This window comes from Marinibacterium profundimaris (assembly GCF_002210095.1).
GTDB lineage: Bacteria > Pseudomonadota > Alphaproteobacteria > Rhodobacterales > Rhodobacteraceae > Marinibacterium > Marinibacterium profundimaris.
This window is the reverse complement of the sequence record NZ_AQQR01000004.1, coordinates 354,133-375,435: the sequence shown is the minus strand read 5'-3', so window position 1 is coordinate 375,435 and position 21,303 is coordinate 354,133. Positions and strand designations below refer to the sequence as shown.

Annotated in this window: 23 protein-coding genes; 11 read left to right on the top strand and 12 right to left on the bottom strand. The window is 66.5% G+C overall.

The features are described from left to right. The first annotated feature begins 40 nt into the window (after positions 1 to 40). On the top strand, positions 41 to 460 hold the full coding sequence (rplQ, locus tag ATO3_RS12885; RefSeq protein WP_088650262.1) for a 50S ribosomal protein L17: 420 nt from the start codon (positions 41 to 43) through the stop codon (positions 458 to 460). 74 nt (positions 461 to 534) lie between these two features. Here the strand turns inward: rplQ and ATO3_RS12880 are convergent, their stop codons facing one another. The 3 genes from ATO3_RS12880 to ATO3_RS12870 are packed head-to-tail and all read right to left on the bottom strand — an operon-like array spanning position 535 to position 1,662. Then, the gene (locus ATO3_RS12880) at positions 535 to 936 is read right to left on the bottom strand and encodes a VOC family protein (RefSeq protein WP_088650261.1); all 402 of its coding nucleotides are present in this window, start codon (positions 934 to 936) and stop codon (positions 535 to 537) included. 17 nt (positions 937 to 953) lie between these two features. Beyond that, positions 954 to 1,409, bottom strand: a complete 456-nt coding sequence (locus ATO3_RS12875; protein ID WP_088650260.1) for a host attachment family protein — start codon at positions 1,407 to 1,409, stop codon at positions 954 to 956. 13 nt (positions 1,410 to 1,422) lie between these two features. Then, entirely contained in the window at positions 1,423 to 1,662 is a 240-nt protein-coding gene (locus tag ATO3_RS12870; protein ID WP_088650259.1) for a hypothetical protein, read from the bottom strand. A gap of 335 nt (positions 1,663 to 1,997) precedes the next feature. Here ATO3_RS12870 and ATO3_RS12865 point away from each other — a divergent pair, with 335 nt between their 5' ends. The 10 genes from ATO3_RS12865 to ATO3_RS12820 all read left to right on the top strand — a co-directional run bounded on the left by ATO3_RS12865 (position 1,998) and on the right by ATO3_RS12820 (position 12,486). Then, positions 1,998 to 3,404 (top strand): trypsin-like peptidase domain-containing protein, encoded by a 1,407-nt coding sequence (locus ATO3_RS12865; protein WP_088650258.1) that lies wholly within the window; start codon positions 1,998 to 2,000, stop codon positions 3,402 to 3,404. A gap of 3 nt (positions 3,405 to 3,407) precedes the next feature. Beyond that, a complete protein-coding gene (locus ATO3_RS12860) occupies positions 3,408 to 4,733 on the top strand; it encodes a replication-associated recombination protein A (RefSeq protein ID WP_088650257.1) in 1,326 nt (441 codons plus the stop codon). A gap of 31 nt (positions 4,734 to 4,764) precedes the next feature. After that, positions 4,765 to 5,145, top strand: coding sequence for a fluoride efflux transporter CrcB (gene crcB / locus ATO3_RS12855; protein ID WP_088650256.1), 381 nt, complete (start codon positions 4,765 to 4,767; stop codon positions 5,143 to 5,145). After that, entirely contained in the window at positions 5,142 to 6,185 is a 1,044-nt protein-coding gene (locus tag ATO3_RS12850; protein ID WP_088650255.1) for an RluA family pseudouridine synthase, read from the top strand. Before crcB ends, ATO3_RS12850 begins: the two co-directional genes overlap by 4 nt. Then, positions 6,182 to 6,859: an HAD-IA family hydrolase gene (locus ATO3_RS12845; protein ID WP_088650254.1), complete on the top strand. Its 678-nt coding sequence runs from the start codon at positions 6,182 to 6,184 to the stop codon at positions 6,857 to 6,859. The genes ATO3_RS12850 and ATO3_RS12845 overlap by 4 nt, the downstream gene beginning before the upstream one ends. Continuing rightward, the gene (locus tag ATO3_RS12840; protein ID WP_088650253.1) at positions 6,856 to 7,578 is read left to right on the top strand and encodes an ATP12 family chaperone protein; all 723 of its coding nucleotides are present in this window, start codon (positions 6,856 to 6,858) and stop codon (positions 7,576 to 7,578) included. Before ATO3_RS12845 ends, ATO3_RS12840 begins: the two co-directional genes overlap by 4 nt. 461 nt (positions 7,579 to 8,039) lie before the next feature. Continuing rightward, positions 8,040 to 9,056 (top strand): amino acid ABC transporter substrate-binding protein, encoded by a 1,017-nt coding sequence (locus ATO3_RS12835; RefSeq protein ID WP_088650252.1) that lies wholly within the window; start codon positions 8,040 to 8,042, stop codon positions 9,054 to 9,056. Between the two features lie 128 nt (positions 9,057 to 9,184). Then, positions 9,185 to 10,405 carry an amino acid ABC transporter permease gene (locus tag ATO3_RS12830; RefSeq protein WP_088650251.1) on the top strand — a complete coding sequence of 407 codons (1,221 nt, stop codon included), beginning with the start codon at positions 9,185 to 9,187 and terminating at the stop codon, positions 10,403 to 10,405. A gap of 3 nt (positions 10,406 to 10,408) precedes the next feature. Then, positions 10,409 to 11,707 carry an amino acid ABC transporter permease gene (locus tag ATO3_RS12825; RefSeq protein WP_088650250.1) on the top strand — a complete coding sequence of 433 codons (1,299 nt, stop codon included), beginning with the start codon at positions 10,409 to 10,411 and terminating at the stop codon, positions 11,705 to 11,707. Between the two features lie 11 nt (positions 11,708 to 11,718). Beyond that, entirely contained in the window at positions 11,719 to 12,486 is a 768-nt protein-coding gene (locus ATO3_RS12820; RefSeq protein WP_088650249.1) for an amino acid ABC transporter ATP-binding protein, read from the top strand. 170 nt (positions 12,487 to 12,656) lie between these two features. On the opposite strand, the gene ATO3_RS12815 is transcribed toward ATO3_RS12820, so the two are convergent. The 9 genes from ATO3_RS12815 to ATO3_RS12775 form a co-directional block, all read right to left on the bottom strand. After that, positions 12,657 to 13,130 carry a SixA phosphatase family protein gene (locus tag ATO3_RS12815; protein ID WP_332888701.1) on the bottom strand — a complete coding sequence of 158 codons (474 nt, stop codon included), beginning with the start codon at positions 13,128 to 13,130 and terminating at the stop codon, positions 12,657 to 12,659. A 17-nt stretch (positions 13,131 to 13,147) separates the two neighbouring features. Then, the gene (locus tag ATO3_RS12810; protein WP_088650247.1) at positions 13,148 to 13,798 is read right to left on the bottom strand and encodes a ferredoxin; all 651 of its coding nucleotides are present in this window, start codon (positions 13,796 to 13,798) and stop codon (positions 13,148 to 13,150) included. Positions 13,799 to 13,885: 87 nt separating this feature from the next. After that, positions 13,886 to 14,764, bottom strand: a complete 879-nt coding sequence (gene argB / locus ATO3_RS12805) for an acetylglutamate kinase (RefSeq protein WP_088650246.1) — start codon at positions 14,762 to 14,764, stop codon at positions 13,886 to 13,888. Between the two features lie 98 nt (positions 14,765 to 14,862). Further along, on the bottom strand, positions 14,863 to 15,516 hold the full coding sequence (gene yihA, locus ATO3_RS12800; RefSeq protein WP_088650245.1) for a ribosome biogenesis GTP-binding protein YihA/YsxC: 654 nt from the start codon (positions 15,514 to 15,516) through the stop codon (positions 14,863 to 14,865). Further along, positions 15,513 to 16,244: an MOSC domain-containing protein gene (locus tag ATO3_RS12795; RefSeq protein WP_088650244.1), complete on the bottom strand. Its 732-nt coding sequence runs from the start codon at positions 16,242 to 16,244 to the stop codon at positions 15,513 to 15,515. Before ATO3_RS12795 ends, yihA begins: the two co-directional genes overlap by 4 nt. Then, positions 16,241 to 18,076 (bottom strand): membrane protein insertase YidC, encoded by a 1,836-nt coding sequence (gene yidC / locus ATO3_RS12790; protein WP_088650243.1) that lies wholly within the window; start codon positions 18,074 to 18,076, stop codon positions 16,241 to 16,243. Before yidC ends, ATO3_RS12795 begins: the two co-directional genes overlap by 4 nt. Before the next feature lie 128 nt (positions 18,077 to 18,204). After that, complete coding sequence (locus tag ATO3_RS12785; protein ID WP_088650242.1) at positions 18,205 to 19,752, bottom strand: putative bifunctional diguanylate cyclase/phosphodiesterase; 1,548 nt, start codon at positions 19,750 to 19,752, stop codon at positions 18,205 to 18,207. A gap of 70 nt (positions 19,753 to 19,822) precedes the next feature. After that, a complete protein-coding gene (gene ttcA / locus ATO3_RS12780; RefSeq protein WP_088650241.1) occupies positions 19,823 to 20,704 on the bottom strand; it encodes a tRNA 2-thiocytidine(32) synthetase TtcA in 882 nt (293 codons plus the stop codon). 186 nt (positions 20,705 to 20,890) lie between these two features. Beyond that, entirely contained in the window at positions 20,891 to 21,133 is a 243-nt protein-coding gene (locus ATO3_RS12775) for a hypothetical protein (protein ID WP_088650240.1), read from the bottom strand. Between the last annotated feature and the right edge of the window lie 170 nt (positions 21,134 to 21,303).

Genomic DNA, 21,303 nt, shown 5'->3' with positions numbered 1-21,303 from the left:
TGGGGCTCCGGACAAAGCATAAACCGTAAGGAGAAACGACATGCGTCACGCCCGCGGATACCGCCGCCTCAACCGCACGCACGAGCACCGCAAGGCGCTCTTTTCGAACATGGCCGGCTCGCTGATCGAGCACGAGCAGATCAAGACGACCCTGCCGAAAGCCAAGGAACTGCGCCCGATCGTGGAAAAGCTCATCACGCTCGCCAAGCGCGGTGATGTGCATGCCCGCCGCCAGGCGGCCGCGCAGCTGAAGCAGGACAAGGACGTCGCGAAGCTCTTCGAGATCCTCGGCCCCCGCTACAAGGACCGCGCCGGTGGCTACTGCCGCGTCCTGAAGGCCGGCTTCCGTTATGGTGACATGGCCCCGATGGCGATCATCGAATTCGTCGACCGCGACGTCGATGCCAAGGGTGCCGCCGACAAGGCGCGCGAAGTCGAGGCCGAAGGCGCCGACGACTGATCCCGGATCACCGGACCAGATACAAAAAAACCCCCGCTCAGGCGGGGGTTTTTCGTTTTTGGGGGGTGGGAGGCTCAGGCCGCGCGGCTTTCCACGGCTTCATGTTCCGTCACATGCAGCAGGCTGCCGTCGGGATCGCGAAGGAACATCCGGCGCTGGCCCCAGCTTTCGGTGCGCGGCGGCTGTATCACGTCCGCGCCCAGGGCGACCGCCCGGGCATAGACCGAATCCACGTTCTCAACCTCGATCGTCTGGTCGCCGATCCCGGCGCCCATGTCATCCCCGGCATCAAGCTGCGCCATCGGCGCGCAGCCCGGCTCGAGCGTGACGACCCAACCCGTATCCAAAGCGCAGTCCAGCCCGAACAGCGCCTCGTAGAAGGCCGTTCTTTCGGGCCTCAACGCGGCCCCTCCGCAGAGCGGGGTGGTGTCGAGCGGCGATGCCGCGGTCACGGGGGTTTGGATGGGGTTGGTCATGGTCAGTCTCCTCGCGGTCAGGCGGCTTCGAGTTCTGCCTTGATGATGGATTCGATCTTGTCGATCGGATGGTTGGTCAGGGTCTTGGGAATCTCGGCGATCACCCGGTCGGCGACTTCCTTGTGCAGGTCATCCCGCAGGGCCCCCAGAACCTGGGGCGAGGCCACGAGGATCAGCCGGTCAAAGGCGCCCTTGTGGGCCAGCGCGTAAAGCTTGTCGGACAGGTCCTTGGCGAACCGTTCCTTGGCCAGTTCGTGCCAGTCGGTGTCGTCCATGGCCGAGCGCTGGTTCACGCCGGTGTCGTTCATGCGCCCGGGGCGATTCGCGGATTGCTCGCGGTCCGACGGGTTTTCCTGTTCCTCTTCATCGAAGACGTCGAGGTTGGGATTGTCGTGGTCGGTGAGGTTCTTGAGGAACAGCGCCTTTTCGCTGTCCGTCACCACCACCCAGGTGCCGTGCTTGATGCGTGTCATCGCTCTCCCCTTCTCAGGATCCGCTTTTGTCGCCGGTGCCGTGCAAACCACCCAGGTTGCCTTCGCCCTTCTCGTCGGACTTGGTCACCCGGGTCGATCCGTCGCCCTTCTCGGCGCGCTTGAGCAGATCGCGGGTGCCGACCTTGCGTTCGAGGTTGCCGCCGGCCCGTCCCTGCTGCGAGGGGGTGTCCGCATCGTCGAGGAATTCGCGCGTTTCCTTCACGCCGTCCTTGGATCTTAAACGCTCGGCCATAAGAGCCTCCTTCGTCGTTTCTTGACGGGTCAACGCATCGATCGGGGCCGCTGTTCCATCCGGGCCGGTCACGGCGGGGTGATGCTGTGGGAAAAGTCAAGAGAAAGACGCACGTCCCCGAGATTTCGGGGAGAGTGTGGGCGGCTTGCAATTGGGCGCCGCGGGAAACATATCTCGGCCATGACCCGCTCCCCGATCCGTGCTCAGATCCTCGCCCCGGACCCCGTGCCGAGCCCTGTCGGGGACTGCGCCGGGTCGTCCGCAGCGGCGCGCGGCCATCCGGCGGGTCCCGCCATCACCAGACCACTTCAGAGCAGTAATTCGAGCCTCGTCCCATGATCCGATCCCGCCTGTCCCGCCTTGCCGGTCTTTCCCTTGCCGCCCTTGTCCTGGCTTTTCCGGGGGCGGGCGGCGCCGAAACCAGGGTGCCGGTCTCGCAGGCCGAGATTTCGCTGGGCTTCGCGCCGGTGGTGAAACAGGCGGCGCCGGCGGTGGTGAACATCTATGCGCGGATCGTCACGCAAGGATCGGCCAGCCCGTTCCGCGGCGATCCCTTCTTCGAGGATTTCTTTCGCGGCTTCGGCCAGTCGCGGCCCAGGGTGCAGAATTCCCTGGGGTCCGGCGTGATCCTGTCCGACGACGGGATCGTCGTGTCGAACTACCACGTGGTGGGCCAGGCGACCGAGATCCGCGTCGTGCTGAACGACCGGCGGGAATTCAGCGCACGCGTCCTGCTGGGCGACCGCGAATCGGACATCGCTATCCTGAAGCTGGACGGGGTGGAGGACCTGCCCTCGCTAAGCCTGCGCGACAGCGACCATGTCGAGGTCGGCGAGCTGGTGCTGGCCATCGGCAACCCCTTCGGCGTGGGCCAGACCGTCAGCAGCGGCATCGTCTCGGGGCTGGCCCGTTCGGGGACGGCCACGGGCAATGCGCGGGGCTATTTCATCCAGACCGATGCGCCGATCAACCCGGGCAATTCCGGCGGCGCGCTGATCGACGTGAACGGCGACCTGATCGGGATCAACACGTCGATCCTGACGCGCTCGGGCGGGTCCAATGGGATCGGCTTTGCCATTCCGGCCAATCTCGTGCGGGAATTCGTGCATCAGGCGCGGGCCGGCAACGACAGTTTCGAACAGCCCTGGGCCGGGGTCTCGGGTCAGGACGTGGACGGCGATCTTGCGGCTTCGCTGGGTCTGGACGTGCCCGAAGGCATCCTGATCGCCGATCTGCATCCGAAAAGCCCGCTGGCCGAGGCCGGGCTTGAGGTCGGCGACGTGATCACCGACGTGGACGGGCAGCCGGTGAATTCAGGGCAGGAGATGCTGTTTCGCATGTCCGTGACCGGCATCGGCGAGCGGGCCGAGGTGACCGCCTGGCAGGGCGGCAAGGAGCGCCGTTTCGACGTCGCCCTGATCCCCGCGCCCGAGGATCCGCCGCGCGAGGCACAGGTGCTGGACGAGCGCACCGTGCTGCCTGGGCTGCAGGTGGCGCGGGCCAACCCGGCGGTGATCGCGGAACACGGGCTGTCGCTGAACACCGAGGGTATCGTTGTGACGGACCCGGGGCAAAGCGGGCTGCGCGCCGGGCTGCGGCAGGGCGACGTTCTGCTTGCCGTCAACGGTGTCGAGATGGAGGCGCCCGCGGACGTGGCCGCGATGCTGGCCGATCCGGGCCGACGGCTGGTGATCGACCTGGGGCGCGAGGGGCGGCGCCTGACCCTGCGGTTCCGGTTGTAGCCCGTGGCCGATCTGTTCTCGCGCAATGAGGGCGACGGCCCGCCGCGGCCCGAACCGCACCGCCCTCTGGCCGACCGGCTGCGGCCGCAGGCCCTGGGCGAGGTGATCGGGCAGGAACAGGTGCTGGGCCCCGACGCGCCGCTGGGCGTGATGCTGGCGGCCGGATCGCTGTCGTCGTTGATCTTCTGGGGGCCGCCGGGGGTGGGCAAGACCACCATCGCGCGGCTGCTGGCCGAACAGACGGACATGCATTTCGTCCAGATCTCGGCGATCTTCTCGGGCGTGCCCGAGCTGCGGAAGGTGTTCGACCAGGCCAGGATCCGGCGCGGCAACGGCAAGGGGACGCTGCTGTTCGTCGACGAGATCCACCGCTTCAACAAGGCGCAGCAGGACGGGTTCCTGCCACATATGGAGGACGGGACGATCCTGCTGGTCGGGGCCACGACCGAGAACCCGTCTTTCGAGCTGAACGCCGCGTTGCTGTCCCGGGCGCAGGTGCTGATCCTGACGCGGCTGACCGACGATGATCTTCAAAGGCTGATCGAACGGGCCGAGGCCGAGATGGGCCGGCAATTGCCGCTGGACCAACGCGCGCGCGAGTCCTTGCGCGAGATGGCCGATGGCGACGGGCGCGCTCTGCTGAACCTGGTGGAGCAGATCGCCGCCTGGGAGGTGGATGCGCCGCTGACGCCCGAGCAGCTGTCCGCGCGTCTGATGCGGCGGGCGGCGCAATACGACAAGTCGGGCGACGCGCATTACAACCTGATCTCGGCGCTGCACAAGGCGGTGCGCGGGTCGGACCCGGATGCCGCCATGTACTGGCTGGCGCGGATGCTGACGGGGGGCGAGGATCCGCGCTACCTGGCCCGGCGCATCGTGCGCATGGCCTGGGAGGATATCGGCCTGGCCGATCCGCAGGCCTTTACCGTGACGCTGCAGGCGTGGGAGACCTATGAACGCATGGGCTCGCCCGAGGGCGAGCTGGCGCTGGGGCAGGCGGTGGCCTATCTGGCGCTCGCGCCGAAATCCAACGCCGGGTACAAGGCGTTCAAGGCGGCGATGGCCCACGCCAAGAAGACCGGTTCGGCCCCGCCGCCGATGCATATCCTGAACGCGCCCACCGACCTGATGCGGCAGCAGGGCTATGGCGCGGGCTACGACTATGATCACGATGCCGAAGATGGCTTTTCGGGGCAGGATTACTTTCCCGAGGGCATGGACCGGCCGGCGTTCTACAAGCCGGTCGAACGCGGCTTCGAGAGGGAGTTGGGCAAGCGGCTGGAGTATTTCGAGAAGCTGCGGGCGAAGCGGCAGCAGGGGAGCGGTTGACTCCGCCCCGCTTAGGCGCAAGGGAAGCGCCATGATCGGAACAGTTCTTCAGGTAGCCCTTGGCGGGGCCATCGGCGCGTCGGCGCGGTATCTGACAGGGGTCGCCATCTTCAAGGCGATGGGCCCCATGGCGATGCCGCTTGGCGTGCTGACGGTGAATATCGTCGGCTCGGCGCTGATGGGCGTCTTCGCGGCGCTCGCGGCGATGCGCGGGCTTACCCATCTTGGCCCCTTCGTGATGACGGGAATCCTGGGCGGGTTCACCACCTTCTCGGCCTTCTCGCTTGAGACGATCACCCTGATCGAACGCGGGCAGACGGGGACGGCGGCGCTATATGTGACGCTGTCGGTGGTCTGCTCCGTCGGGGGGCTGTTCCTGGCAATGAGCGCGGCACGGATGGTATTGTCATGAGCGGTGTGCAGAACGTGACCGTCGAGGCGGGCGAAGGCGACCAGCGGCTGGACCGCTGGCTGAAGCGGCGGTTTCCGCAGGTCAGCCAGGGCCGGATCGAGAAGATGTGCCGCAAGGGCGAACTGCGCGTGGATGGCGGGCGGGTGAAGGCCTCGACCCGGGTGGAAGAGGGCCAGCAGGTCCGCATCCCGCCGCTGCCCGAGGGGCAGGCGCCGCCACCGGACACGGGGCCGAAGATTTCGGATGCGGATGCGAAGATGATGCAGGCGGCGGTGATCTACCGCGACGACCACATCATCGCGCTGAACAAGCCGCCGGGGCTGGCGGTGCAGGGCGGGTCGGGCACGGTGCGGCACGTGGACGGTTTGGCCGGCGCGCTGCGCTTCGGCTATGACGAGGATCCGCGGCTGGTGCACCGGCTGGACAAGGATACCTCGGGCGTCCTGATCATGGCGCGCACGCGGGCGGTGGCGGCGGGGCTGACCGCCGCCTTCCGGCATCGCGAAACGCGCAAGATCTACTGGGCCGTCGTGGCCGGCGTGCCGCATCCCCGGATGGGCACGATCAAGACCGGCCTGGTGAAGGCCGGCGGTCACGGCCCGAAGGGCGAGGGCGAGAAGATGCGCGTCGTCCTGCCCGACGAGATCCACGACACGCCCGGTGCCAAGCGGTCGATCACCGATTACGCCGTGCTGGAGAATGCCGCGCAGCGCGCCGCCTGGGTGGCGCTGGTGCCGATCACCGGGCGCACGCACCAGCTGCGCGCGCATATGGCCGAGATCGGGCATCCGATCGTGGGCGATGGAAAATATGGCGGGTCGGGGCAGGAGAACCTTGGCGATGGCTGGGGCGCGCAGCTGGGCGGGGATATCTCGCGCAAGCTGCACCTGCATGCCCGCGCGCTGGTGCTGGAGCATCCGGTGACCAAGCGGAGGCTGCACCTGGTGGCGCAGCTGCCCGAGCACATGGCGCGGACCTGGACCACCTTCCAGTGGGACCCGGCCGAGGTGCCGGAGGACCCGTTCGAGGACGAGGCATGAGCGACCTGAAACTGGTGATCTTCGATGTCGACGGCACGCTCGTCGACAGCCAGGCGGCGATCGTCGGCGCCATGCACGCAGCCTTCGAGGCGGTGAACCTGCCCGCGCCGGAACGCGCGGTGCTGCTGTCGATCGTGGGCCTCTCGCTGGATCAAGCGATGAGCCGGCTGGCGCCCGCGCTGGATCCGGCCGGCCACGCGCGGATGGTCGAGGCCTACAAGGACGCCTATCACAGCCATCGCGTGGCGACGGGGGCGGCGTCTATGCCTCTGTATCCCGGCGCGCTGGAGGTGCTGCAGGAGTTGACCGCGATCGACGAGGTGCTGCTGGGCGTGGCCACGGGCAAATCGCGGCGGGGCCTGGATGCGATGATCGAGGTGCACGGGCTGGAGCGGTATTTCGTGACCCGGCAGGTGGCGGATGACCATCCCAGCAAACCGCATCCTTCGATGATCCTGACTGCCATGGCGGACACCGGCGTCGACCGCGACGCCACGGTGATGGTCGGCGATACCGAGTTCGACATGGAGATGGCCGCCGCCGCCGGGGTGACCGGGCTGGGCGTCAGCTGGGGCTATCACCCGCCGCACCTGCTGACGGCGGCGCACACGGTGCTGGACCGGTTCGATCAGCTTCCGGCCCGGCTGCGGACGATCTGGAAGGAGCCGGCATGAGCGAATGGGCGATGAAACGCTTCTGGACCAATGTGACGGTCGAAGGGGCAAAGGACGGGCACCGGGTGCTGCTGGACGGGCGGCGCGTGAAGACGCCGGCGAAGACGGACCTGGTGCTGCCCACCGAAGGCCTGGCGCAGGCGGTGGCCGGCGAATGGGCCGCACAGGAGGGCAAGGTGGACCCGATGTCCATGCCCTGCACGCGTTCGGCCAATTCGGCGATCGACCGGGTCGCGCCGCAGCGGACGGAGGTGGCCGCGATGCTGGCGGCCTATGGCGACAGCGATCTGCTGTGCTACCGCGCCGATGCCCCCGAGGAGCTGATCGCGCGGCAGGCCGGGCACTGGGACCCGGTGCTGGACTGGGCCGAAGAGGCTCTGGACGCCCGGCTGGAGACCCGCACCGGCGTGATGCACGTCCCGCAGGACGGCACCGCGCTGGCGGCGCTGGAGCGTCGGGTGCACGATTTCGGGCCGTTTCACCTCGCGGCGTTTCACGATCTCGTTGGTCTGACGGGGTCCCTGGTGCTGGGGTTCGCCGCCGCATCGGATTGGCGCCGGGCGGAAGAGATCTGGACCCTGTCGCGGGTCGACGAGGACTGGCAGGCCGAGCAATGGGGCGTCGACGAGGAAGCCGCCGAGCTGGCCGAGCGCAAGCGGCAGGAGTTCCTGCATGCCAAGCGGTTCTTCGATCTGGCCGGTCCCTCGGGCGTGATCTGAGCGCCGCTGCCGCTGCCGCCGTGCTCCTGGCCATGGGCCGCCCGGCCTGACAGGCAAAGGACTATTCCAGTTTTCCCGCCCGGCAGGCCGCGGGACGGGGCCGCGCGCCGGACCGGGCATGGCACGTTCTCAGGGCACCGCCCGGGGCGGGGGCATGACGGGGCCTGCGGCGTCGCCATCCCGCGTTCCCGCCCTGTTCCAATCTGCCATTTTCAGCCCCGCGCCAACGACCCCTGTCAGCGGGCAAGCGTCCGGGAAAGGTGCAAAAAGCTTCATCTTACGCATGGGCAGGTGCCTTCTAACTAGGCGGATGGGCTTGATCCGCCCTTGACCTGCCAGCTTGAATCCGAACACACTTGCCTCGCCGATAGGCTAAATCCTGCCTGTCGCACGACCGCCGGCTGCTTGAAGCAGCTGGACTGCACGCCCATGAATGGGCGGCTCATCAGGAAGAGGTAAAGATGAAAAAAACCGTATTCTTTGGCGCGCTGACCGTCGCCGGCATCGCAGCCGGCGCAGCTTCGGCCGCGACGCTGGATGACGTTAAGGCACGCGGCACGCTGAACTGCGGCGTCACGACCGGCCTGGTCGGTTTCGCGGCCCCCGACGCCAACGGCGAATGGCAGGGTTTTGATGTTGCTGTCTGCCGCGCTGTCGCAGCAGCGGTCCTTGGCGATGGCAGTGCCGTCGAATTTGTCCCCACCACCGGCAAGACCCGCTTCACCGCACTTGCGTCCGGCGAGATCGACATGCTGGCCCGGAACACCACCTGGACCTTCTCGCGCGATGTCGACCTGAAGTTCGAATTCACCGGCGTGAACTATTACGACGGTCAGGGCTTCATGATCCCGAAAGAGCTGGGCGTAAGCTCGGCCAAGGATCTGGACGGGGCCACCGTCTGCATCCAGACCGGCACCACGACCGAGCTGAACCTGGCCGATTTCTTCCGGTCCAACAACATCGGCTACGAACCCGTGCCGATCGAAACCAACGCGGAAGCGCAGCAGCAGTACCTGGCCGGTGCCTGTGACGTCTACACCACCGACGCATCGGGCCTTGCCGCCACGCGCGCCACGTTCGAAGCGCCCGGCGATCACGTGATCCTGCCGGAAATCATCTCGAAAGAGCCGCTGGGCCCGCTGGTTCGCCATGGCGACCCGGAATGGGGTGACATCGTCCGCTGGACCCTCAACGCGCTGATCGCCGCGGAAGAGCTGGGTATCTCCTCGACCAACATCGAAGAGCTGGCAGCCGGCACCAACAACCCGGAAATCAACCGGATCCTCGGCACCGAGGGCACCCTGGGCGAGATGATGGGCCTGGACGCCGACTGGGCCAAGCGCGCCATCGCCGTGGGCGGCAACTACGGCGAGATCTTCGCCAAGAACATCGGCGAGTCGACCCCGATCGGGCTGGCGCGCGGTCTGAACGCACAGTGGACCGAGGGCGGGCTGCTCTACTCGCCGCCGTTCCGGTAACACTCTGACAGCGAAGGGCGCAGAAAAATCTGCGCCCTTTTGCTTTGTGACCAAATAGATCCGGATCGCGTGGAGCAGGGACAAACCTTGCCCGAGGGGAAATCCGGATTGCCACGGGGACATCCAAAATGACAACTATTACTGATCCGCCGAAGGAGCAGTTTCGTCTATCGATGCTGCTCAGCGACACGCGGTATCGTTCACTTACATTCCAGGGCATCGCGCTGCTTCTGCTGATCGTCGCGATCGCCTACCTGTCCAGCAACCTGATCCGCAATCTCGAGGCGGCGGGGCTGAACATTTCCTACGAATTCCTCGGCAACCCGTCGGGCTATGACATCAACCAGACGCTGATTCCCTATGACAGCCAGTCGCCGCACATGCGCGCGGCCTGGGTCGGGATCCTGAACACGCTGCTGGTGTCCTTCCTGGCCTGTGCCACCGCGACGATCTTCGGCGTCGTTGCCGGTGTTCTGCGGCTGTCGAACAACTGGCTGATCAGCAAGCTGATGGCCGTCTATGTCGAGATCTTCCGGAACATTCCGGTGCTGATCTGGATCATCATCATCTTCACCATCATGACGGCCGTGCTGCCCGGCGCGCGGTCCTACCTGGGTGAGGACCCCGAGGCGAAGATGCTTCTGGGCATGTTCGCATTCACGAACCGCGGCATCTATGTCCCCGCGCCGATCTGGGGGCCCGGGTCGATGGTGGTGGTGGTCGTGTTCCTGGCGTCGGTCGTGGGCGTCTTCGCCTATCGCCGCTATGCTACCAAGCTGCTTTACGCGACGGGCAAGCTGCTGCCGACGGGCTGGCCTTCGCTGCTGATCCTGATCGTGCCGACGGTTCTGATGTTCTTCATCATGGGGCGGCCGATCACGCTGGACATGCCGGACCCGCTGGCCAACCGTTTCAACCTGCGCGGCGGCCTGCAGATCGGCGCGCCGCTGATCGCGCTGTGGTTCGCGCTGGCGATCTATACCGGTGCCTTCATCGCGGAAAACGTCCGCGCCGGGATCCAGGCGATCTCTCGCGGGCAGAGCGAGGCGGCCGCCTCGCTGGGCCTGCGTCCGGGGCGGATCATGAACCTGGTCATCCTGCCTCAGGCGCTGCGGATCATCATCCCGCCGCTGATCTCGAACTACCTCAACATCACCAAGAACAGCTCGCTCGCCATTGCCGTCGGCTATGCCGATATCACGGCCACGCTGGGCGGCATCACGCTGAACCAGACCGGCCGCGCGATCGAATGTGTGCTGCTGATGATGCTGTTCTACCTGACGATCTCGCTGGCGATCTCGGCCGTCATGAACGTCTACAACAATTCCGTCAAACTGAAGGAGCGCTGAGCCATGTCCGATGCACACGCACACAGCATTGCCTTCGTCCGGATGGAGACGCTCCCGGAATCGCCGCCGCCGGCGCGCCAGACCGGGATGCCGAAATGGCTGCGCGACAACCTGTTCTCGGGCTGGGCCAACACGTTGCTGACCCTTGTCGGGATCTGGGCGATCTACACGATCCTCTCGGGCGTCCTGCCGTGGATCCTGAACGGTGTCTGGAACGCCTCCAGCCTGACGGAATGCCGCGAGATCCTGGCCGGCCAGACCGGCGCCTGCTTTGCGGTTCTGAAGGACCGCTGGCACCAGCTGCTGTTCGGGTTCCAGTACCCGTCCGAGCTGTACTGGCGTCCGATCCTGGCCTTCTTCATGATGCTGGTGGCCATCGCTCCGGTGCTGTTCTTCGATCTGCCGCGCAAGCTGCTGATCTTCACCGCGCTGTTTCCCTTCATCGCCTACTACCTGATCTGGGGCGGGCCGCTGGCCACGCCGCTGGTGGCGCTGGCAGGCTGCGCAGCGGCCTACGTGGTCTTTGACCGCTACGGCAAGGAAAGCTTTGCCGCCGGGTTCCTCGGCGGGGTGGCCGTGGCGCTGGTGGTCTGGATCATCGGCGGGATCGTCGTGGGGATGGTCGCGTCCGAGACACCATGGATGACCGCCGTGCCTTCGCGCGATCTGGGCGGCTTCATGCTGAACATGATGCTGGGGGTGACCTGCGTGTCGCTGTCGATCCCGCTGGGCATCGTGCTGGCGCTGGGGCGCCAGTCGGACATGCCGCTGATCAAGGGGATCTGCGTCGTTTTCATCGAGTTCATCCGCGGCGTGCCGCTGATCACGCTGCTGTTCGTGGCCTCGGTGATGCTGGCGTATTTCTTCCCCCCCGACAGCACCGTCGACCTGTTCCTGCGGGTGGTGATCATGATCACCATGTTCTCCTCGGCCTATATCGCCGAGGTGATCCGGGGCGGGCTCGCCGCGCTGCCGAAGGGCCAGTACGAGGCGGCCGACAGCCTTGGTCTGGATTACCCGCAGGCGATGCGGCTGATCATCCTGCCGCAGGCGCTGAAGATCTCGATCCCGGGCATCGTCAACGTCGCCGTCGGGCTCTTCAAGGACACCACGCTGGTCTCGGTCATCTCGATGTTCGACCTGATCGGCATGATCCGCGGCCCGATCCTGGCCTCGACCGAATGGAACGGCGTCTACTGGGAGCTCCTGGGCTTCGCCGCCTGCCTGTTCTTCGTCGTCTGTTACGGTATTTCTCAATATTCCCAGTGGCTTGAGCGTCGCCTCGCCACGGATCACCGGTAAGGAGACCGGATATGGCAAACGCACCTCAACTGCAGGTCTCGGACGAAATCGCCATCGAGATCAGCAAAATGAACAAGTGGTACGGGACCTTCCACGTGCTGCGCGACATCGACCTGACGGTCTACCGAGGCGAGCGGATCGTCATCGCGGGCCCGTCGGGCTCGGGCAAGTCGACCCTGATCCGCTGCATCAACCGGCTGGAGGAACACCAGCAGGGGCGGATCATGGTGGACGGGACCGAACTGTCGTCGGATCTGAAGAACATCGACAAGATCCGGTCCGAGGTTGGCATGGTGTTCCAGCACTTCAACCTGTTCCCGCATCTGACGATCCTGGAAAACTGCACGCTGGCCCCGATCTGGGTGCGCAAGACGCCCAAGCGCGAGGCCGAGGAAACGGCGATGCATTTCCTGGAGAAGGTGAAGATCCCCGAGCAGGCCAACAAGTATCCCGGCCAGCTCTCGGGCGGTCAGCAGCAGCGGGTGGCGATCGCGCGCTCGCTCTGCATGAAGCCGCGGATCATGCTGTTTGATGAACCGACCTCGGCCCTGGATCCGGAGATGATCAAGGAGGTGCTCGACACCATGGTGTCGCTGGCCGAGGAGGGGATGACCATGATCTGCGTGACCCACGAGATGGGCTTTGCGCGGCAGGTGGCGAACCGTGTGATCTTCATGGACCAGGGGCAGATCGTGGAACAGAACGAGCCAGAGGAGTTCTTCAACAACCCGAAATCCCCGCGGACGCAGCTGTTCCTCAGCCAGATCCTGGGGCACTGATCCTTCGGGATTTTTCCTGCCTATCAACGAGCGGCCGGGCCTTTTGGTCCGGCCGTTTGCGTTTGCGGATGGGGCGGGCCGTGCCTGCCCTAACCTCCCGCCCGTCGCCATTGTCGCTCGGACCAATGGCGCGATAATGGCGACCCCCGCGTCGGGCAGGCACGCGGCGCTCAGTCCGTCAGTTCGCGCGGGATGACGAAATCGATGACCTGGCCCGTGTTCCAGGCCACGTCGGCCCAGCCGGGCACGTCGAAGCTGGCGACCAGCGTGGCGCCGGTGGGATAATCGCCGAAGCGGTCGTGATCCGGCGCGGTCTGCACCAGCCGGTCGGCGAACTCTGCGATGCCGGGATTGTGCCCGATCATCAGCACGCAGCGCCCGGTGGCCTTCTGCAGCACCTGCAGCATCGCGCCCGGCTCGGCATGATAAAGCGCGGGCACCGCCGGTGCGGGCAGCCCCAGTTCGAGCCCCTGGCAGGTCAGCTGCGCGCGGGTGGCGGACGAGCAGAGGATCTGGTCGGGCACGTGGTCATGGCCGCGCAGCCAGTCGCCCAGGGCGCGGGCCGAGCGTTTGCCGCGCTTGTTCAGCGGGCGGTTGTGATCGGCCATGGCCGGTTCGGCCCAGCTTGATTTTGCGTGACGCATGAGGATGAGAATGCAGGTCATGTGGGATGGAAGGCGGCCATGTGATGAGCGGATTGGGCGGGGTCGCGGCCGAAGGCCTGGCTGACCGGGCAGGCCCGGCGGGCGATGCAACCCCGGGTGAGGCAGTCCTGCCCGGCTTCGCTGTCGAGAAAGCCGTGGCAGGCGGGAACGTCGTAAGGCCGGTCCGCCGACAGCGCGCCAACCGGGCAGGCGGTGGCACAGGGCTGATCGGGGCAGGTGAGGCAGGGGCTTTGACCGAGCGCGGCGGGCACGGGGATATGCCCGGGCAGCGTCAGCGCGCCGCGGTAGGAGATCATCAGCCCCGCCGTGTCATGCACGAGCATCCCCGTCGGGCTGGGCCAGGCGCGGCCCGAGGCCCTGGCCCAGGCGATGAAGGGCGCGTAGGGCGGCCCTCCGAACGGGAAATCGGCGGTTGCGCCGAAACGGCTGGCCAGCGCGGTCATCACGCGGGTCGAATAGCGGTCGACCGGGTCGGGGGCGCCGTCGCGCCCTTCCGGTGCCTGTCGCAGGATGTCCCAGAAGGCGGGGCCGGTGCCCAGCAGGATGCGGGTGGCCGGCGCGTCAGGCGGCGCGTCGGCGATATGCTCCGCGCCCATGACCATCAGGCCCAGGCCCTCGGCCGCGGTTTCGATCGCGGCGTAGCTCATCGGGCCGTGTCCGGCCCGGGGCAGGGAAGTGGCGGGGCGAGGGTGTCCGTAGCCATGACGCAACGCTTACCCGCGGCCCGCCGAAACTCAAGCCTGCGCGGGGCGGACCGGGCGAATGAGCGTGCCGGCCCCGTGTTCCGTGAAGAGTTCCAGCAACACCGCGTTGGGCGCGCGCCCGTCCAAGATCACGACCGCGCGCACCCCGCCCGCGATCGCGTCCAGAGCGGTCTCGGTCTTGGGGATCATGCCGCCGGCGATGACGCCGTCGCGGGTGAGCTTGCCGATCTCTTCGGGGGTGAGTTCCGTGATCACGGTGCCCGAGCCGTCCTTGACGCCCGACACGTCGGTCAGCAGCAGCAGGCGGTCGGCGTTCAGCGCGGCGGCCACGGCACCGGCGGCGGTGTCGCCGTTGATGTTGAAGGTTTCGCCCTCGCGCCCCGCGCCCAGCGGCGCGATCACGGGGATCATGTTCTGGGCGAAGAGCGTGGTCAGCACCTTGGTGTTCAACTCGGCCGGTTCGCCGACAAAGCCCAGCACGGGATCGGCCGGATCGCAGGTGATCAGGTTGGCATCCTTGCCCGAAAGGCCCACGGCCATGCCGCCCTGCCGGTTGATCGCCTGCACGATGCGCTTGTTGACGACACCGGCGAGCACCATCTCGACCACCTTGATCGTCTCGGCATCGGTGACCCGCTTGCCGTTGACGAATTCAGAGGTCACCCCCAGCTTGCCCAGCATCTCGTTGATCATCGGGCCGCCGCCATGGACGATCACCGGGTTCACGCCGACCTGGCTGAGCAGCACGACATCGCGGGCAAAGCTTTCCATCGCCTCGTCGCTTCCCATGGCGTGGCCGCCCAGCTTGATGACGACGGTCGCGTTCTCGTAGCGCTGCAGGTAGGGCAGCGCGTTCGACAGCGTGCGGGCGGTGGCGATCCAGTCGCCGGTCTGGGGTTGTGTCTTCATGGGGCGGTCCTCCGCCGGAGGTTATCGGGAAAGCTGCGCGGGCGCGCAAGCCGGTATCATGGGAATGCCCCGGGGGGCGTGGCCTAAGGGGGCCGGGATCATTCGAGCGTGGCGATGATCGATCGGAGCGTCGAGATGCCTTCGCCCTTTTCCGAGCTGGTCAGCACCAGTTCGGGATAGGCGGCGGGATGCGGCGACAGCTTTTGCCGAACCTGGGCGAGGGTCCGCTCGTGATCCCAGGCCTTCACCTTGTCGGCCTTGGTCAGCACCACCTGGAAGGGCACGGCGGCCTTGTCCAGCAGGGTCATGATCTCTTCGTCGACGGCCTTGATACCATGCCGGAAGTCGATCAGCACGAAGGCCCGGCGCAGGGTCTGGCGGCCCGAGAGATAGGATTTCAGCAGGCGCTGCCATTTCTCGACGACCGGCAGCGGCGCGTTTGCAAAGCCGTAGCCGGGCAGGTCGACAAGATAGATGTCGGGCCCTTGGGTGAAATAGTTGATTTCCTGCGTGCGGCCCGGCGTGTTCGAGGCGCGCGCGAGCCCCTTGGTCCCGGTCAGCGCGTTGATCAGCGAGGATTTCCCGACGTTCGAGCGCCCGGCAAAGCAGACCTCGACCCGGTCGGCGGGCGGCAGGCCGTCCATGGCGACGACGCCTTTGACGAATTCGGATTCGCCGGCAAACAGCTTGCGCGCGCGTTCGGCGGTGGCGGGATCGGGATCCTCGGCCATGGGGAAGGGCAGGGTGGTCATGACAGCGGGTCTCCGACCGAAACGGTGCCGGGGGTGGCGACCTTGAAGTAGACACCGAAATCGCGCGTCGACCAATGGTCGCCGAGCAGCTTCAGCATGGCCACGTCGCGTTCGCCGGTCGCCGGGTTGGCGTCGGGCGCGCGGCAGCGTCCGATGGGCTCCACCGGGATCAGCCGGGCGCTGCCCAGGGTGATGTCGCCGTCCAGCAGGTCGCGCTCGGCCCAGGGATCGAGCCCGTCGAGCCAGAGGTTGATGCGGAAGCGGCGCATGTCGATCTCCTGGCCGGCGGCCTTGCTCAGTTCGCGGAGCGAGGCGAGGTTGCCGATGGAGACCGAGGGGAAATCCATGTCCGTCATGCCCTGCCGCGGCGCGCGCACCAGCCGGGCAGGGCCGGGGCGGTTGTCGGGCCAGAGATCGCCCAGCCAGGCGGAGAGCTCGGGGCCACCTGAAACAGGGTCCAGTGCCAGCGGCGGACGGTCGGGATGTGAAAGGTCGATGAGGGAACCGTTGGTGCGGGCTGATACCGCCGCCAGGCGCGGGCCGGAGGCCACCTGCAGGAAGTTCCGGCGCGGCTGCCAGGCGTCGGTGTCTTCGGCCGCGTCGTTCAGAAAGGCCCAGGCGCGGTCACCTTCGACCGCGCCCTCGGGGCTCAGCTCGACCGACTGGCAGGCTTCCGATCCGATTCCCTTGATCGGATGCCGCCAGATATGGGCGAGCCGCGCCGTCACTTGGTTTCGTCGGATTTGGGCGTTTTCTTGAAGCCCGACTTGATGTTGCCGAACACGTCCGGTGTGTACCCCTGGCTGCGCATGATCAGGTACTGTTGGGTGAAGGTGATCATGTTGTTCGAGATCCAGTAGATCACCAGCCCGCTCGCGAAGGAGCCCAGCATGAACATGAAGACCCAGGGCATCCAGGCGAAGATCATCTGTTGCGTCGGGTCGGCCGGGGCCGGGTTCAGCTTCTGCTGAAGCCACATCGAGACACCCAGGCAGAGCGGCAGGATGCCGATCAGGATGGTCGCCATCAGCGTCCCTGCCTCGGGGCCCGCCCAGGGCATCAGCCCGAACAGGTTCATGATCGAGGTCGGATCCGGCGCCGACAGGTCGCGGAACGGTCCGAACCAGGGCTGCTGGCGCAGTTCGATCGTGACGAAGATCACCTTGTAGAGCGAGAAGAAGATCGGGATCTGCAGAAGGATCGGCAGGCAGCCCGCGGCGGGGTTCACCTTTTCCTTCTTGTAGAGTTCCATCATGCCCTGCTGCAGTTTCTGACGGTCGTCGCCGGCGGCTTCCTTCAGCTTCTCCATCTCGGGCTGCAGTTCCTTCATCTTCGCCATCGAGATGTAGGACTTGTAGGCCAGCGGGAAGAGAAGCGCCTTGAGCAGCAGCGTCAGGCCGATGATCGACCAGCCCATGTTGCCGATCAGGTTGTGGATGTTGTGCAGCAGCCAGAAGATCGGCTTTGTCAGGAAGAAGAACCAGCCCCAGTCGATCGAGTCGATGAACCGGTCGATGCCCTGTTCCTGGTAGCCGCGGATGGTTTCCCATTCCTTCGCGCCCGAGAACAGCTGCGTGGTGACGCCGGTGCTTTGGCCGTCGGACAGGGTCTGCGTCGGCAGCACGGTTTCGGTCTGGTAGATGTCGCGGCGGCCGTCGTACTTGGCCACCGACTTGAAGGCGCTGCCCGGTTCGGGGATCAGCGTCGACATCCAGTAGTGGTCGGTGAAGCCGATCCAGCCGTTTTCGGTCACGCGGGTGACCTCGGCCTGGGCGCCTTCTGCGGGATCGACCTCGAAATCGGGCATGTCGTCATAGTCGATTTCGGTCAGCTCGCCATCGGCCATCGAGATGACGCCCTCGTGGACGATCCAGAAATTCTTGAGGTTCTGCGGCTCGCCATGACGCGCGAGCACGCCGAAGGGGGCGAGGCTGACGGTGCCGGCGCCGGTGTTCTCGACCTCCTGGGAGACCGTGAACATGTAGTGGTCGTCGACCTCGATGATGCGGCGGAAGGTCAGGCCGTTGCCGTTGTCCCACACAAGCGTGATCGGGCTTTCGGTCGTCAGCTCATCGCCGCTTTCCAGCGTCCATTCGGTGTTGGCGCCGGGCACGTCGTCCAGGGTCAGACCCTGGCCCGGGGCCCAGCCGTACAGCGCGTAATAGGGCGCGGGCGTGCCGACGGGCGACAGGACGGTGACCTTCTCGGGATCGTCCAGAGAGACCTGATAATCCTTCAGCTGCAGCGCGTCGATGCGCCCGCCCAGCAGCGAAATGCTGCCTTCCAGCCGGGGCGTATCGATCTGGACGCGCGGGGCGTCGGCGATCGCGGTTGCCGTTTCGGCCGCAGTGGTTCCGGCGGGTGTGCCGGTGGCATCGGGCGCCACAGAGGGCGCCGTTGCGACGCCGTCACCGGCGTCGAGAGGGCGGGTATCGCTGGTCTCGGGCGCCTCGGCGACCTGCTCTTCAGGCGGCGGTGGCGGGAACAGCAAAAACCACACCAGGATCACCACGAAGCTCAGGCCCGTGGCCAGAAGCAGGTTCTTGTTCTGATCGTCCATGAGGGACCGGCACCTTTCCTGCGGAAAACGACAGGGCAGGTTCAACAGAGTGCGGCCTGAAAGGTCAAGGCGAAACCGGGCGAAACCGGGCGCGATGGCGCGCGGAATCTGGTCACATCCGGCGTGAGTCAGCCGGTATGCCGGCCGATCTGGGGCGTATCCTGCAGCTTGGCGGCATGGGCTGCGATCCAGTCCAGCGTCTGGTCGAAGGGCATCGGCCGCGCGATCCCGTAGCCCTGGACGTGGTCACAGCCCAGCTGTGCCAGCAGCGCGTGCTCGCCCACCGTCTCGACCCCCTCGGCCAGGGTTTCCAGCCGGAGACGTTCGGCCATGGTCAGGATCGCGGCGATCATCTGTTGCTGCTTGGGGTCGCGATCGGCCTTGGCCACGAAGCTGCGGTCGATCTTGATGCAGGAGACCTGGAACCGGCGCAGCGACGAGATCGAGGCATGGCCGGTGCCGAAATCGTCCAGGTCGATGCGGCAGCCGATGCTGGAAAGCCCTGCGATATTTCGCGAAATCACGTCGTCGAGCGTATCGGAGACGACGGTTTCCAGGATCTCGATGCTCAGCCGCTCCGGCGTCAGGTCGAAGCGGTCGAGCTCCCACCGGATCTTGTCGACGAGGCGGGGATTGCGCAGTTCGGAGTGGCTGGCGTTGATGCCGACGCGCGGGATGTCACAGCCGGCGGCGTCCCAGGCCTTCAGCGCAGTGAGCGCGTTGAAGAGCATCACCTCGCCCAGGCGTTCGAGAAGGCCGGCCTCTTCGAGGACGGGCAGGAAGGTATTGGGCGCGATCGTGCCGTGCAACGGGTGCAGCCAGCGGGCCAGCGCCTCGAACCCGGTGATCCTGCCGGTGTCGGTGGAAATCTGCGGCTGGAACCACGGCTGGATCTGGCCGTTCTCCAGCGCTGCCGCGGCTTCTTCGCGCAGATCGCTGCGGGTCTGGTTGCGGCGGTGCATGTCCGCCGAATAGGCGCGAATCGTCGAGGGGCCGACGCCCTGCGCCTCGATCAGGGCGGCGGCGGCGGCGCCCTGCCATTCGCCCGCGCGGCCCGAGGGCGCCCGGCTGCGCGGGCAGAAACCGACGCAGGCGGTCATCTGAAGCCCGGTGCCATCCACGGCGATAGGTTCCTCGACCGCCGATTGCAGGCGCCCGGCCAGCTGTATGCAAAGTTCGAGGTCAAGCTGGCGCACCGGGGACAGGCAGATCGCGAAGCGGCTGTCGCCCAGCCGGGCCACGGTGTCGCCGTTGCGCAGGGTGGCCACCAGCCGTTCGCCGGTGCGCGCCATCACCAGGTCGCCGGTGGCCTGACCGTTGCGTTCCACCACCTGGCGGTAATCGTCGATTTCGATCATGTAGCAGGCCGAGCGCAGGCCGGTGACTTCGGTTTCCTCGTGGATCTGTTCGAGAATCGCCTCGAACCCGTCGCGCAGGGGCAGGCCGGTGACCCCGTCGCGGGCCGAGCCGGCACGCCCGGACCAGGAGCCGACAACGCCGGTCATGGCATAGAGAACCGGCAGGCCGAGCGCCACGAGGATCAGCGCGGTTTCCCCGGCGATCCAGTAGGCTGCCAGCGTGACCGCGGGCAGGAAGGCCAGGATCGGCGGGCCTGTCACGACAGACAGGAATCGCCCGCGATACGTGTCGAACGGTTTCGTGTCCCGGAGTGCCATGGCCGCCCTTTGCTTCGTCGTGCCGTTGTTCGTCTCGGCACAGGCTAGGGCGTAATTTGGTAGTGACAGGTTAACGCAAGCGCGGAACTTGCACCGAATTTTCGGAATCCTGCGTGGGTTGTGGCGAAAGGTCGCGGCTTAACCCCATGAAATCGAAGAGCTTCGGATCCAGCAGATGCGAGGGCCGTGCATTCATCAGCGAGCGGAACATCACCTGGCGGCGGCCGGGGCTGTTCTTTTCCCATCCGTCGAGGATCTGCTTGACCTGCTGGCGCTGCAGCCCGTCCTGGCTGCCGCAGAGGTCGCAGGGGATGATCGGGTAGTCCATCGCGCGCGCGAATTTCTCGCAATCGGCCTCGGCCACGAAGGCCAGCGGGCGATAGACGAAAAGGTCGCCTTCCTCGTTCAGCAGCTTCGGCGGCATGGTCGCGAGGCGCCCGCCGTGGAAGAGGTTCATGAAGAAGGTCTCGAGGATATCGTCGCGATGATGGCCCAGCACCACGGCGGAGCAGCCCTCTTCCCGCGCGATGCGGTAGAGATTGCCGCGGCGCAGGCGCGAGCAGAGCGCGCAGAAGGTGCGGCCCTGCGGGATCTTGTCCATGACGACGGAATAGGTGTCCTGGTATTCGATCCGGTGCGGGACCTGCATCTTTTCCAGGAATTCGGGCAGGACCGTCGCCGGGAAGCCGGGCTGGCCCTGGTCGAGGTTGCAGGCCAGGATCTCGACCGGCAGCAGACCGCGCCATTGCAGTTCATGCAGGGCGGCCAGCAGGGTATAGCTGTCCTTGCCCCCCGAGAGGCAGACCAGCCATTTGGCGCCGCGTTCGATCATGCCGTATTGCTCGATCGCCTCGCGGGTCTGGCGGACGATGCGCTTGCGCAGCTTCTTGAACTCCGTCGAGGAGGGCGCGCCGGCAAACAGCGGATGGATATCGTCGGGGGTGTCGAACATGGGTCGCGTTTACGCCTTTGCCGGCGCTCCGGCAAGCGTCGGCGCGTGTGTGCAGGCGCCTGGGCGGGCCGCGGCGGACGGGATCGCCCCCGGAGCCGCTCCCGCCCACCCACCCCGCGTCTCCGGGGGCGATCCGCGGGCGGTGGCATGGAGAGGCCCGGCCGGGGTGACCGGCCGGGCCCAGGGTCAGCGAAAGCGGGCGAAATGGCTGGGCGGCGTGCGCACCGGGGGCAGTCCGATGTCACGCCGCAAATGGTTGCTCAGCCCCTTCGGCTCGGGCCGCCGCCGCCGCGGCGTCCGCCCAGGTGGCGCGTTCAGTCGCGCACCGATGGCGGCCAGCAGCACACGGGCCAGCCCGTGGGTGCGGATGATGGCGGCCAGCGCCTTGTCGAGGTCTTCTGCGGGCGTGAAATTCTGCGTATGGGTCATGTGTTCGTCCGGCCGCGCAAAGACGGACCGGTCCCTATGATCAGAGATGGAATGGAGACAGCCGAAGACACGCGCGCAAACGCGCGGAGGCAACGGACATGTCGGGTTGAGATGGTCGGGTTCTGCTATCCGGACGGATCGGGAGACAGCGCGTCAGGCGACCGTCCGGT